At 73.5% G+C, this 13,557-nt stretch carries 11 protein-coding genes; 7 read left to right on the top strand and 4 right to left on the bottom strand.

The features are described from left to right. The first annotated feature begins 66 nt into the window (after window positions 1-66). Together ACO06A_RS10380 and ACO06A_RS10375 are read left to right on the top strand one after the other, a co-directional pair. Entirely contained in the window at window positions 67-2,304 is a 2,238-nt protein-coding gene (locus tag ACO06A_RS10380) for a beta-glucosidase (RefSeq protein WP_421735924.1), read from the top strand. A 93-nt stretch (window positions 2,305-2,397) separates the two neighbouring features. Then, window positions 2,398-2,955 (top strand): hypothetical protein, encoded by a 558-nt coding sequence (locus tag ACO06A_RS10375; protein WP_421735923.1) that lies wholly within the window; start codon window positions 2,398-2,400, stop codon window positions 2,953-2,955. 19 nt (window positions 2,956-2,974) lie between these two features. Here the strand turns inward: ACO06A_RS10375 and ACO06A_RS10370 are convergent, their stop codons facing one another. Next, entirely contained in the window at window positions 2,975-3,631 is a 657-nt protein-coding gene (locus tag ACO06A_RS10370; protein ID WP_421735922.1) for a TetR/AcrR family transcriptional regulator, read from the bottom strand. A 129-nt stretch (window positions 3,632-3,760) separates the two neighbouring features. On the opposite strand from ACO06A_RS10370, the gene ACO06A_RS10365 reads away from it, so the two are divergent. Continuing rightward, window positions 3,761-5,218 (top strand): PQQ-binding-like beta-propeller repeat protein, encoded by a 1,458-nt coding sequence (locus ACO06A_RS10365; RefSeq protein ID WP_421735921.1) that lies wholly within the window; start codon window positions 3,761-3,763, stop codon window positions 5,216-5,218. Window positions 5,219-5,222: 4 nt separating this feature from the next. Here ACO06A_RS10365 and clpB read toward each other — a convergent pair whose 3' ends face one another. Next, window positions 5,223-7,817, bottom strand: a complete 2,595-nt coding sequence (gene clpB, locus ACO06A_RS10360; RefSeq protein ID WP_421735920.1) for an ATP-dependent chaperone ClpB — start codon at window positions 7,815-7,817, stop codon at window positions 5,223-5,225. A 110-nt stretch (window positions 7,818-7,927) separates the two neighbouring features. On the opposite strand from clpB, the gene ACO06A_RS10355 reads away from it, so the two are divergent. Then, window positions 7,928-8,860: an alpha/beta hydrolase gene (locus ACO06A_RS10355; protein WP_421735919.1), complete on the top strand. Its 933-nt coding sequence runs from the start codon at window positions 7,928-7,930 to the stop codon at window positions 8,858-8,860. Here ACO06A_RS10355 and ACO06A_RS10350 read toward each other — a convergent pair. Next, window positions 8,832-10,118 (bottom strand): ion channel protein, encoded by a 1,287-nt coding sequence (locus ACO06A_RS10350; RefSeq protein WP_421735918.1) that lies wholly within the window; start codon window positions 10,116-10,118, stop codon window positions 8,832-8,834. The two genes, ACO06A_RS10355 and ACO06A_RS10350, sit on opposite strands and share 29 nt — an antisense overlap. 1 nt (window position 10,119) lies before the next feature. Continuing rightward, window positions 10,120-11,115 carry a cation diffusion facilitator family transporter gene (locus ACO06A_RS10345; RefSeq protein WP_421735917.1) on the bottom strand — a complete coding sequence of 332 codons (996 nt, stop codon included), beginning with the start codon at window positions 11,113-11,115 and terminating at the stop codon, window positions 10,120-10,122. Window positions 11,116-11,215: 100 nt separating this feature from the next. Between ACO06A_RS10345 and ACO06A_RS10340 the strand changes: the two genes are divergently transcribed. The 3 genes from ACO06A_RS10340 to ACO06A_RS10330 are packed head-to-tail and all read left to right on the top strand — an operon-like array spanning window position 11,216 to window position 13,523. Continuing rightward, window positions 11,216-11,995: a VOC family protein gene (locus ACO06A_RS10340; protein ID WP_421735916.1), complete on the top strand. Its 780-nt coding sequence runs from the start codon at window positions 11,216-11,218 to the stop codon at window positions 11,993-11,995. Between the two features lie 11 nt (window positions 11,996-12,006). Further along, window positions 12,007-12,747, top strand: a complete 741-nt coding sequence (gene trmB, locus ACO06A_RS10335; protein ID WP_421735915.1) for a tRNA (guanosine(46)-N7)-methyltransferase TrmB — start codon at window positions 12,007-12,009, stop codon at window positions 12,745-12,747. Then, window positions 12,744-13,523 (top strand): LysR family transcriptional regulator substrate-binding protein, encoded by a 780-nt coding sequence (locus tag ACO06A_RS10330; RefSeq protein ID WP_421735914.1) that lies wholly within the window; start codon window positions 12,744-12,746, stop codon window positions 13,521-13,523. Before trmB ends, ACO06A_RS10330 begins: the two co-directional genes overlap by 4 nt. Window positions 13,524-13,557 lie beyond the last annotated feature (34 nt).

Raw genomic sequence — 13,557 nt, 5'->3', positions numbered from 1 at the left:
CCTTACCGCGTGGTAAGAATTGAGTTATGGTTGCGGGAACGAACCCCAACGAGGAGGTACCCCGCGATGGCGCAGGTCTTCGACGTCGAGCGCGTCCTGGCACAGCTGACCCTGGAGGAGAAGGCGTCCCTGACGTCCGGCTCCGACTTCTGGCACACCCAGGGTGTCGAGCGCGCGGGCGTCCCGGCGGTCATGGTCACCGACGGCCCGCACGGCCTGCGCAAGCAGCCCGAGGAGGCCGACCACCTCGGGCTCGGCAACTCCGTCCCGGCCACGTGCTTCCCCACCGCGGCCGCCCTCGGCTCGTCGTGGGACGTCGAGCTGGTCACCCGCGTCGGCGAGGCGCTCGGCCGCGAGACGCGCGCCAACGACGTCGCAGTGCTGCTGGGCCCGGGCGTGAACATCAAGCGGACCCCGCTGTGCGGCCGCAACTTCGAGTACGTCTCGGAGGACCCGGTGGTCGCCGGCGAGCTGGGCACCGCGATCGTCCGCGGCATCCAGAGCCAGGGCGTCGGCACGTCGCTCAAGCACTTCGCGGCCAACAACCAGGAGTCGGACCGCATGCGCGTGTCCGCCGAGGTCGACGAGCGCACGCTGCGCGAGATCTACCTGCCGGCGTTCGAGCGCGTGGTCACCAAGGCCCAGCCGTGGACCGTGATGTGCGCGTACAACAAGATCAACGGCACCTACGCGTCCGAGAACCACTGGCTGCTCACCGAGATCCTGCGCGACGAGTGGGCGTTCGAGGGGCTCGTGGTCTCCGACTGGGGCGCGGTGCACGACCGCGTCCCGGCGCTCGCCGCCGGCCTGGACCTCCAGATGCCCGCCGCCGGCCCGCGTCCCGACGAGGAGGTCGTGGCCGCCGTCCGTGACGGCTCGCTGGACGAGGCCGTGCTGGACGTCGCCGCGCGCCGGGTGCTCGGCCTGATCGCCAAGGCGCTGCCGGGCCTCGAGTCGCACGACTCGTTCGACGTCGACGCCCACCACGAGCTGGCCCGCGAGGCCGCCGCCGCCGGGTCGGTGCTGCTGAAGAACGACGGCGGGCTGCTGCCGCTCGCCTCGACCGCGGGCGTCGCGGTGATCGGCGAGTTCGCCCGCACCCCGCGGTACCAGGGCGCCGGCTCGTCGCAGGTCAACCCGACGCGGCTCGACTCGCCCCTGGACGCGCTGCGGGCGGTCGGCGAGCTCGAGTTCGCCCCGGGCTTCACCATCGCGGGCGGCCCGGACGGTGACGACGCGGCCCTGCTCGCCGGCGCCGTGGAGGTGGCGCGCGGCGCGGAGACCGTCGTGGCGTTCCTCGGCCTGCCGGGTCCCGACGAGTCCGAGGGCTACGACCGCCCCCGCCTCGGGCTCCCTGACAACCAGGTGGCGGTGCTGCGCGCGGTCGCGGAGGTCAACCCGCGGGTGGTCGTCGTGCTGGCCAACGGGTCGGCGGTGAGCGTGACCGACTGGCGCGACCTCGCCCCGGCGATCCTGGAGACGTGGCTCGGCGGGCAGGCGGGCGGCTCGGCCGTCGCGGACCTGCTGCTCGGTGTCCGCTCCCCGTCCGGCAAGCTCACCGAGACGATCCCCCACCGGATCGAGGACACCCCCGCGTTCGGGAACTTCCCCGGCGAGGCCGGCGTCGTCCGCTACGGCGAGGGCGTGCTGGTCGGCTACCGCTGGTACGACACCCGAGCCATGGACGTCGCCTACCCGTTCGGTCACGGGCTGTCGTACACGACGTTCGACTACTCCGACGTGGCCGCGAGCGCCGACGGCACCGACGTCACCGTGAGCGCCAGGATCACCAACACGGGCTCCGTCGCCGGCGCCGAGGTGGTCCAGGTCTACGTCCGCGACCCGCAGGCGTCGGTCCTGCGTCCGACGCGTGAGCTCAAGGCGTTCGCCAAGGTGGCGCTCAAGCCCGGCGAGTCCCGCGAGGTCTCGTTCTCCCTGGGCGCGCGTGACCTGTCCTACTGGCACCCCGGCCTGCACCGCTGGGTGGTCGAGGGCGGCGAGTTCGTGATCGAGGTCGGTGCGTCGTCCCGCGACCTGCGCGGCTCGGCGTCGCTGGAGATCGAGGGCGAGCCGCTCTGGGGCGAGCTCACACCGATGTCCACGATCGAGGAGTGGCTGGCACACCCGGTCGGAGGTCCGCTGCTGCACGCTGCGCTGGTGCCGCCCACCGACATGGGCCCGCTCGACGAGACGATGCAGGCGATGATCCAGCAGATGCCGGCGAAGGTCATCGCCGACTTCGGCCTCTCGGGCTTCGACCGCCAGACGCTGGACACGCTGGTGGCCAAGGTCGCCGCGGGCTGACGCCGACGAGCACGTGCCTTCGCCGCGAGAACGGCAGTCCGACCGCACGTTCTCGCGGCGGGCGCACGTTCTCGCGGCTGGGACACTCGTGCGATGGACCTGGACGCGGTGCTCGCACGGTTGGACGCCGCCGGGGTGTGGTTGGACCCCGGGCTGACCGACGACGAGGTCGCCGACGTCGAGCGGCGGTTCGGGTTCACGTTCTGCGCGGACCACCGCGAGCTGCTGACGCTCGCGGTCCCGGTCGGCGACCGCTGGCCGGACTGGCTCGACGAGGACGAGTCGTCCCTGCGAGCGCAGCTGGCGTGGCCGGTCGACGGGGTCGTCGTCGACGTCGTCGAGAACGACTTCTGGCCGGCGTCCTGGGGTCCACGACCGGCCGACGAGCGCGAGGCGGCGGCCCGCCTGCACCTCGCAGAGGTCCCGACGATGGTCCCGGTGTACTCGCACCGCTACCTGCCGAGCAGTCCCGCGGCGCAGGGGACGCCCGTCTTCTCGATCTACCAGACGGACGTCATCGTCTATGGCTCCGACCTGGCCGACTATCTGGAGCGCGAGTTCCTCAGCCGCTCCTCGCGCATGCTCGGCGCCTCGAGCCGCGTCGCGTTCTGGTCCGACCTCGTCGACGGCATCGACCCGTCGCACGTGTGAGGCGCGGCGTCGCGCCGGATCAGTCGGCGAGCAGCGCCGCGAACTGGGCGCGCAGCGCGGCGGCCATGTCCGGGCGGTCCGCGGGGGTGTCGGCGGCGAGCAGCCACTGGATCTGCATGCCGTCCATCACCGCCACCGCGAGCCGCGCGGCCATGTCCGGGTCGATGCCGGGGCGCAGCCGGCCCTCGTCGCGCCGACGCTCGAACTCGGCCGTCGTGGACCCGACGACCGTGCGGTACCGGGCCTGGAAGAACGCGTGCGCGGGGTGGTCCGGTGACGTGGCCTCCGCCGAGAGGGTCGCGAACAGCTCGACGATCCCGGGGCGGGCCGCGTTGCGCTCGACGATCCTCGTGAGGGCATCGAGGTAGTCGAGCCCTGCGTCGAGGTCCGCCCGGAACGCCGCGTCGTCGACCTGGTCGCGGCGCTCGAGGACCGCGGCGAGCAGCACGGCCTTGCTGGAGAAGTGGTGCAGCAGGCCCGGGTGGGAGATGCCCACGCGTGAGGCCACCTCCCGCAGGGAGGCCGTGTGGTACCCGACCTCGCCGAACAGCAACATGGCCGCGTCGAGGATCTCCTCGCGGGTGGCCCGACCCTTCGCGTAGCCTCCGGCGCGCGCGGAGGACGTCGCGCTCGACGTGGCGGGCGTCGTCGGTGCGGTCGAGACCTCGGTCGTCATGCCGCCCAGGATGCCACGCCCCCCGGTGCCGACCAGATGGTCGCCAGGGCTGCGTGAGCCCACGAAGGAGCCTCGCCGGGGAGATCGGGAGCAGGCCCGAGCGCCCTCACAGGTCGATAGCATCCGACCATGCCGCGCCGCGCCGCCCTCGTCCCGGTCGAGCTCGTCGAGGACAGCCGGCCCGAACCGACGGCGCCCACGATGCCCAACCGCCGCTCGCGCCGCCCCCTGCTCTGGCTGCTGGCCCCGGTCGTGGCGGTCGCCGTGCTGGCCGGCGCGCAGCAGGTGAGCGAGGCCATGGCGCGGGCTGCCGACGCGCGCGTAGCCGCACTGCCGGGCGCGATCGACCCGCTCGGCGACGGCATCGACGTCGTGTGGCGCTCCGACCCGATCGACCTCCCGCTCGCGTACGGGCTCGTGGCGCAGGGGGCGCTGCACGGCGTCGTCGTCGGACCCGACGGGTCGCTGACGTACCGGTCCGTCGACCTCGCGACCGGGGCCGAACGGTGGTCCGCAGACCTCCGCGGCCCGGACCCGGCGCTCGTCGACCCGCTCAACACCACCCGCACCCGGTGCCAGCCCTGGAGCGCGGACCTCGCCGAACCGACGCAGGTCGTGTGCCTGGTCACCGACGTCTACCTGGGGCGGGCCGGCACGGGCGAGGCGGGCCGCGTCGCCTCGCAGTCGCGGCTGCGCGTGCTCGACCTGGCCGACGGGCACGCGCTGGCCGACCGCGCGATCGCACCTGTCGGCTCGATGGCGGTGCTCCCGGGCCTCGTCGCGACCGGCGTCGTGGACGCGGCGAATCACCTGCTCGTCGTGGCGACCGACCCGCTCACCGGTGCGGAGCTCTGGCGGTACCGCGGGGCCGGACCCCTGCTCGGAGCCACCCCGCCGCCGCCGGACGTGGCCGGGGTGGGTGGCCTCGTCTTCGTGTCCATCAGCACCGCCGACAGCCCGATGCTGCTCTCGGCCACGGGCGAGCGCGTCCCGGTCGACGCCGCGACCAACGGCTGGGCGGGGACGGAGCAGGGCTGGCTGACGCTGCAGCGGCTCGAGGCGGGCCGCAACGACCCCGTCACCACCGTGTACCGGCCCGGCGAGCCTCTGGTGGAGGTGGACGGGACGTTGCTGGACCGCAGCGTCGACGACGGCAGCGTGCCTGGCCTGGAGGTGTCGACGGGGCAGGCGTTGTACGGCTGGGACACGAGGACGGGCGCCCGGCGCTGGGAGGCCGACGTGGACGTCGCACCGGTCTTCCGACCGTCCGTCCTGGTGATCGAGGGGGTCGTGTACGTGGCGGGGTTCGACGACATCGTCGCGCTCGACGCGCGGACCGGCGACGTGCGGTGGACGTTCCCGCGCCAGGTCGGCAGCTACCGCGGGGAGCTGCTCACCGACGGCGCCCACATCCTGCTCGTCGAGGCGCCCAGCGACGGCGTCGGGACCGGCTACGTGACCATCGTCGACCGTCGGGACGGCACCTTCGTCCACCGCCTCGCCCTCCCGGCCGGCGTCCGGGACGTCTTCTCCGCCGGGCGCCGCCTCGTCGACGCCGGGTCGCAGGGGATCGCCGGGCTCGGCTGAGGAGTCACCGCCCGCTGGTGACCGTCAGGCCGTCGGCGCCTCGGTCGACCGCGACGACGTCCCCGTCCTTGATCTCGCCCGCGAGGATCTGCCGGGCGAGCCGGTCGCCGATCTCGCGCTGCACCAGCCGCCGCAGCGGGCGCGCACCGTAGGCGGGGTCGTAGCCCTCGATGGCCAGCCACTCGCGCGCGGCCGGTGAGACCTCGAGCGTGAGCCGGCGGTCCTTCAGGCGACGGCCCAGGGCGGCCACCTGGAGCTCCACGATGTGCCCGAGCTCCTCCAGCGACAGCGGGTCGAAGAGCACCACGTCGTCGAGCCGGTTGAGGAACTCCGGCTTGAACGCGGTGCGGACCGCGGACATGACCGCCTCGCGCTTCTGGTCGTCGGACAGCGTCGGGTCCACCAGGAACTGCGAGCCGAGGTTCGACGTGAGCACCAGGATCACGTTGCGGAAGTCGACCGTGCGCCCCTGACCGTCGGTGAGGCGCCCGTCATCGAGCACCTGCAGCAGCACGTCGAACACCTCGGGGTGCGCCTTCTCCACCTCGTCCAGCAGGACCACCGAGTACGGCCGGCGCCGCACGGCCTCGGTCAGCTGACCGCCCTCCTCGTACCCGACGTACCCCGGAGGTGCGCCGACCAGCCGCGCCACCGAGTGCTTCTCGGCGTACTCGGACATGTCGATGCGCACCATCGCGCGCTCGTCGTCGAACAGGAAGTCCGCGAGCGCCTTCGCCAGCTCGGTCTTGCCCACGCCGGTCGGCCCGAGGAACAGGAACGAGCCCGTGGGCCGGTCGGGGTCGGAGACGCCCGCACGGGCACGGCGGACCGCGTCGGACACCGCGGCGACGGCGGGCCGCTGCCCGATGAGCCGCTCGCCGAGCACGTCCTCCATGCGCAGCAGCTTGGCCGTCTCGCCCTCGAGCAGCCGGCCGGCCGGGATGCCGGTCCACTGCGCGACCACCTCGGCCACCTCGTCGGGCCCGACCTTCTCCGCGATCATGGGCGCCGAGTCGGGCAGGGAGTCGACGGCCTCCTCGTCGGCCTCGGCAAGAGCGATCTGCTCCTGGAGCGCGGGCAGCTCGCCGTACTGGATGCGCGCGGAGCCGGCCAGGTCGCCCTCGCGCAGCAGCCGCTCGGCGTCCGAGCGCAGGGAGTCCAGCCGGGCCTTCAGGTCGCCGACCAGGTTGTGCCCTGCCTTCTCCTTCTCCCACCGCGCGGTCAGCGACGCCAGGTCCTCGCGGCGGTCCGCCAGGTCCTTGCGCAGCCGCTCCAGACGGTCCGTCGAGGCGGGGTCGTCGGACTCGCTGAGCACGACCTCCTCCATCTCGAGCCGGGTCACCGCGCGCTGGAGCTCGTCGATCTCGATGGGCGACGAGTCGAGCTCCATCCGCAGCCGGGACGCGGCCTCGTCGACCAGGTCGATGGCCTTGTCGGGCAGCTGCCGGCCGGTGATGTACCGGTCGGACAGGGTCGCGGCGGCGACCAGCGCGGAGTCGGCGATGGTGACCTTGTGATGCGCCTCGTACCGCTCCTTGAGCCCGCGCAGGATGGCCACGGTGTCCTCGACGGACGGCTCCCCGACGAACACCTGCTGGAACCGGCGCTCCAGGGCGGGGTCCTTCTCGATGCGCTCGCGGTACTCGTCGAGCGTCGTCGCACCCACCAGGCGCAGCTCCCCGCGCGCGAGCATGGGCTTGAGCATGTTGCCCGCGTCCATGGCGCCCTCGGACCCGGCGCCCGCACCGACGACGGTGTGCAGCTCGTCGATGAACGTGACGACCTCGCCGTTCGACCCGGTGATCTCCGCGAGCACGGCCTTGAGCCGCTCCTCGAACTCCCCGCGGTACTTGGCGCCGGCCACCATCGCGGCCAGGTCGAGCGCCACCAGCTTCTTGCCGCGCAGCGACTCCGGCACGTCGCCGGCGACGATGCGCTGGGCGAGCCCCTCGACGACGGCGGTCTTGCCGACGCCGGGCTCGCCGATGAGGACGGGGTTGTTCTTGGTGCGCCGGGACAGCACCTGCACGACGCGACGGATCTCGGCGTCGCGGCCGATCACCGGGTCGAGCTTGCCGTCGCGGGCGCGCTGCGTGAGGTCCATGCCGTACTGCTCGAGCGCCTTGTAGGTGCCCTCCGGGTTGGGCGTGGTGACCCGGGCGGAGCCGCGCACCGCGGGCAGCGCGGCCGCGAGCGCGTCGCGGGACGCACCCTGCGCCCGCAGCGCGTCGGCCACCCCGGACTGACCGGTGGCCAGGCCGATGAGCAGGTGCTCGGTCGAGACGTAGTCGTCGCCGAGCGAGCGGGCCTCGGACGACGCGGCCTCGAGCGCGGTCGAGGTGGCGCGCGACGCCGTCGGCTGCGCGACGGTGGAGCCGCTGCTGGACGGCAGGTTCACCAGCATGCCGCGGACCGCGCGGCCGAGCGCTCCGCGGTCGGCACCGACGGCGTCGAGCAGCCCGTTGGCCACGCCACCCTCCTGCTGGAGGAGCGCGTTGAGCAGGTGCGCGGGCTCGAGCTGCGGGTTGCCGGCGGCCGATGCCTGCTGGATGGCGTCGCCCAGGGCCTCCTGGGACCGGGTGGTGAACTTGGCGTCCACGTGACCTCCTTGTGTATCGAGTCTGCTCTTCGCAACCGCAGCCAGAGTTGAGTCTATTCCGCTCAAGTCTGCGAGCCACCCGGGACAGCCCCGCGTGGCACGATCACGCCATGGACGATGACGTGCTCCCGGGCTGGACCGCTCAGACGCTGCCTCTGCGCCCCGACGGCAAAACCCCTGACCCCGTCGCCACCCTGGTCCATCGCACGGGCTCACCCAGCCGACGCGCCCTGCTCTACGTGCACGGGTTCGTCGACTACTTCTTCCAGACCCAGTTCGCCGACGCCATGGCCGTCCGCGGCTACGACGTCTACGCGCTCGACCTGCGCGACTACGGCCGGTCCATCCGCGACGGCCGGCCGCCCAACCACGTCACCGACCTGGGCGCGTACGCCGAGGAGATCGACACCGCCCTCCGGATCATCCGCACCGACCACGACGAGGTCGTCCTGCTGGGCCACTCGATGGGCGGGCTCGTCACGTCCCTGTGGGCGGACGCCCGCCGGGGCGAGCACCTCATCGACGCGCTGGTGCTCAACAGCCCGTGGCTGGACCTGCGCGGCTCGTGGTTCGAGCGCAGGGTGTTCACGGCCGTGCTCGACGGCGTCGGCAAGGTCGCCCCGGAACTCCCCGTGGGCAAGATCGGCCCGTTCTACGGGCGCGCCCTGCACGAGGGCACCGGTGGCGAGTGGTCGTACGACCTCGCGTGGAAGCCGCACGACGGCTTCCCGGCCCGCGCCGGGCTCGCCCGGACCATCCGTCGCGGCCACGCTCGCGTCGCCCGCGGCCTGGACATCAACGTCCCGGTCCTGGTCCTGGCCTCCGACGCCTCCGGCCCCGACGACGTCTGGCACGACGCCCTGCTGACCACCGACTCGGTGCTGGACGTCGCCGACATCAAGCGGCTGGCCCCGAACCTCGGGCCGGACGTCACGTTCGTCGAGATCCCCGGCGGCGCGCACGACCTGGCCCTGTCCCCCGCGCCGGCCCGCGACACGTACGTCGCCGAGGTGCTCAGGTTCCTGGACGCGCGTCTGGGCTGACCGGGTCCAGCAGCGGCGGCCGGTTGGTGACCACCAGCCAGGCCGCGAGCGTGGCGAGCACCAACCCGACCAGCAGCGACACCTGAGGCACCACGGCGACCGCCATGAACAGGCTCAGCCAGCCGTTGCGGGTGGCGGCGACGACGATCCCGACCACCGCAGCACCGACCGCGAGCGCCAGCGGCACGGTGTCCCACGCGGTGTGCACCGCGAACCCGAGCGCGACGCCGACGAACAGCGCCGGGAAGATGCGACCGCCACGGAACCCGGAGGTGGCGGCCACCAGCAGCGCGGCCAGCTTGATGCCGGCCATGGCCAGGAACCCGAGGGCGGTCGTCGTGGCGGCCAGCCCCGGCAGCTCCTGCATCTGCGACAGCCCCTTGAACAGGGTCACCTCGCCGCCGAGCGCCCCGAGCAGGCCCAGCAGCAGACCCCCGGCCGTGAGCATGAGGACCGGGTGGCCGATCCGCAGGAACAACCGGTGCATCGGCACGAACAGGTACACGGCGACGAGGCCGACCGCGGCGGCGCCGACGGCGATGACGATCGCGTAGCCCAGGTCCTCCAGTCCGCCGTAGGTGTACGCGGGGACCTGCACGGAGAGGTCCAGGTCCTCCAGCTGGAGCATGGTGAGCGCGCCGGCCGTGGCCGCGACCAGCGGCGCGAACAGCCGGTCCCAGAGCGGGATCCGACGGTCGCCCGCATCGAGCTCCGAGAGCAGCAGCGCGGCCGCGACGGGTGTGCCGAACATCGCGCCGATCGTGCCGGACACCGCGATGGCCAGCCACACGTTCGCCTTGACCTTCGGCAGGAAGCGCAGCCCGAGCGCGACCGCCAGGCCCACGTTGATCCCGATGATCGGGTTCTCCGGCCCGAGGCTCACCCCGCCCGCGAGCATGAGCACCAGCGCGAGCGCCAGCCCCGGCAGCACGCGCAGACCCAGCGGCGCGGCGACCAGCTCCTGCGTCGCGGGGTCCGGACCGGCGTGCCCCGGCACGTAGCGGATGACGAGACCGATCAGCAGGCCGGTCAGCGTGAGCACGGCGATGATCCAGAGCGCGGAGTTCCGATCAACGCCGAGCGCCGCGCTCAGGTCGTCCCAGATCCAGCCCTCGAGCTGCTTGGCCAGCCAGCTGAGCGCGAAGAGCGTCAGCGCACAGCCGATGCCGATCACCGCCGCCGGGACCGCGAGCCGCAGCAGGTCCCGGACAGGGACGCGGAACGGCTCCTCGGCGACGGGCAGCGGCGTGGTCGTCACGTCAGAGGCCGGGGTCCTGCGGCTCGGACAGCGAGAGCGTCGCGCCGACCACCGCGGGCGTCGCCGAGATCCGCCGCTCCAGCGACGCGAGCACGTGCGACGCGTCGTCCTCGGCCATGTTGCCCGCGAGGTCGACGGCACCCACCAGGTAGATCTGCCGCGCACCGACGAACTCGAGCCGCAGCTCGGTGACCCGGTCGATCTCGGGGAGCTCCAGCAGCGCCCGGACGGCGGCGGCCTGCAGGCTCGGGTCCACGGCCTGGCCGACGAGGAACCGCCGGTTGCGGTCGATGAGCACCACGGCGACGACGGCCAGCAGCACCCCGACGAGGATCGAGCCCACCGCGTCGGGGACCGGCGAGCCCGTCACCTGGTGCAGCGCGATGCCGACGGTGGCGATGAGGATGCCGACGAGCGCCGCCGCGTCCTCGAAGAACACCGCCCGCACGGTCGGGTCCGACGTCTCCAGCACGTGCTCGAGGACGTCCCGGTCCTGCCGTGCCGCGGCGCTCTTCACCTGGCGCGACGCCTGCACGAACGAGACCGCCTCGAGCACCGCCGAGACCCCCAGGACGACGTAGGCGACGCCGAAGTTGCTGGCCGGCTCCGGGTGGATGAGCTCCTGGATCCCGTGCGTGATCGACACCCCGGCGCCCACCGCGAACAGCCCGATCGCGGCGAAGAGCGACCAGACGTACACCTCGCGGCCGTAGCCGAGCGGGTGGGTCGGGTCCGGTGCTCGTGCGGCACGGCGCTGCGCGATGAGCAGGAACACCTCGTTGCCGGCGTCGGCCCACGAGTGCGCCGCCTCCGCCAGCATCGACGCCGCCCCGGTCATCACGGCGGCGATCGTCTTGGCGACGGCGATGAGCAGGTTGGCCCCGAAGGCGACGACGACGGTGAGCGTGCTCTCGCCGTGCGCGTCCTGGGTCGACCCCGCAGGGGACACCACCGCGACCGGGGTCTCCGCGGGGTCGCCCGCAGCGGGGTGTGCCATGAGACGTGACTAGCACAGGCGCCGGGTGATGTCTCCCCACGAGCGCGTTCGTGCTGGTCGCCCGCGTGCGGCCACCCCGGCGGAGGTGTTGGCTGAGTGCATGACCACCCACCTCGAGGCCTGGCCCACCGGCACGCCGGCGTGGGCCGACATCACGGTGCCGGACCTCGACGCCGCCTGCGCGTTCTACGGGCCGCTCTTCGGCTGGAAGTTCGAGGTCGGCGGCCCCGAGGTCGGCTCGTACACCCAGGCGTTCGTCGACGGGCGTCGGGTGGTCGGGCTCGGCGAGCCGATGGGCGACGACCCCGCGCCACCACCGGCCTGGTGCGTCTACCTGGCGACCCAGGACCTCGCCGCCACCGCCGCTGCGATCGCCGACGCCGGCGGGCAGGTGGTCGTCCCGCCGATGTCCGTCATGGACTTCGGCACCATGGGCATCTTCGTCGACACCTCCGGCGCCGCCTTCGGGGTCTGGCAGCCGGGCTCGCACACCGGCTGGGACGTCGTCGAGGAGCCCGGCTCGGTGGTCTGGTCCGAGGTCATGGTGCACGACCAGCCCGGCGCCGTCGCGTTCTACCGGCGGGTGTTCGGCTACGACGTCGAGGACCTCAGCGCCCCGGGGTTCGCCTACGCGTCGGTGTCCGTCGGCGGCGCACCCGTGGCGGGGGTGGGCGGCTACGGCGGCCAGGCCTCGGACGCGCCCGCCGCCTGGACCCTCTACTTCGGCGTGCCGGACACCGACGCCGCCGCCGCGCGCGTCGGTGAGCTGGGCGGCACGGTCGTCAGCCCGCCGACCGACACCGCGTTCGGGCGCATGGCGATCGTCTCCGGACCGTTCGGTGAGGTCTTCGCGCTGATGGGGCCCGCGACCGACGCCTAGGCTGGACCCCCGTGAGCCTCCCGTCCGACGCGTTCCGGCACCTGGCGTCGCGGCCGCACGAGCCGCTGCGCACGTTCCACCCGCGCCGCTCACCCCTGAGCCAGGAGCGCGAGGACGCGCTGCGCCACCTGTGGCCGCGCTACGGGTTCTCGGTGCACGACGCGGGCTCGCCGGTGCCGCAGCTGCCCGACGGCTCCCTGGACACCGTCGCGCTCTTCGGGCGGTCGGCCCCGGTGGTGCTGGAGATCGGGTCGGGGATGGGCGAGACCACCGCCGCGATGGCCGCCGCCGACCCGTCGCGCGACTACCTGGCGGTCGAGGCGCACCTGCCGGGAGTCGCCAACCTGCTCGTCCTGGTCGACCGCGCGGGGCTCACGAACGTGCGGATCGCCCACGGCGACGCCCTCGACCTCGTGCGCACGTCGCTGCCGGAGCAGTCGCTCGACGCCGTGCACGTGTTCTTCCCCGACCCGTGGCCCAAGGCCAAGCACCACAAGCGCCGGCTGGTGCAGCCCGCGCACATCGGGCTCCTGCTCTCGCGGCTGCGCGTGGGCGGCACGCTGCACTGCGCCACGGACTGGGTGGACTACGCGGACGCCATGCTCGAGGTCCTCACCGCCGACCCGTCCCTCGAGAACACGGTGGACGGCTTCGTCCCTCGTCCGCCGCACCGGCCGGTCACCAAGTTCGAGCGGCGCGGCCTCGACCTGGGCCACGAGGTCCGCGACCTGGTGTTCCGGAGGGTTCGATGACGTTCCGCATCCTGCTCGTCCCCGGCGTCAACCCGGACCGCTGGCTGCGCGTGTGGGCGGAGCGGCTGCGGGACGTGCCGGTCGAGCTGGTGCACGCGTCGCCCGACGAGGCGGTGCCCCTGCTGCGCTCCGGCGGCGCGGACGTCGCCCTGGTCCGCCTGCCGGCCGTCGGCGACGACCTGTCGACCATGCCGCTGTACACCGAGTCCACCGTGGTCGTCGTGCCCAAGGACCACGTGTTCAGCGTGGTCGAGGAGATCGACGCCACGGACCTCGACGACGAGCTGCTCGTCGTGCCCCTGGACGACCAGCTGCACTGGGCCGACGCCCCCGGCACGCGGTTCGCCGGCGACCCCGTCCCCACGACCGCCGACGCGGTCGAGCTCGTCGCCGCCGGCGTCGGCGTGCTCGTGCTGCCGCAGTCCCTCGGGCGCCTGCACCAGCGCCGCGGCCTGGTCGCGAGGATCGTGCGGGACGCGCCCGGCTCCGCGGTGGGCCTGGCGTGGGTCACCGACCGGTACGACGACCTGACCGAGGAGTTCATCGGGATCGTCCGCGGCCGCACGGCGACGTCGTCACGCGGCCGGGGCGCCCCGGCGCCGGAACCGACCCCGGCGAAGACCCGCGGCAAGGGGTCCGGCACGGGCGCGACGGGCAAGAGCGCATCCGGCACGAGCGCGTCAGGCAAAGCCGCGTCGGGCAGGGGCGCGTCGGGCCGCAAGACGCCGACCAAGGGCTCGGCCACACCCCGCGCACGCAAACCCCGCCCCCGCTGACCCCGAGAACAACCTCGGTGGCGCTTCGTCGGGT

Source organism: Cellulomonas sp. (assembly GCF_965229465.1).
Lineage (GTDB): Bacteria > Actinomycetota > Actinomycetes > Actinomycetales > Cellulomonadaceae > Cellulomonas.
This window is presented reverse-complemented; position numbering and strand designations above follow the sequence as displayed.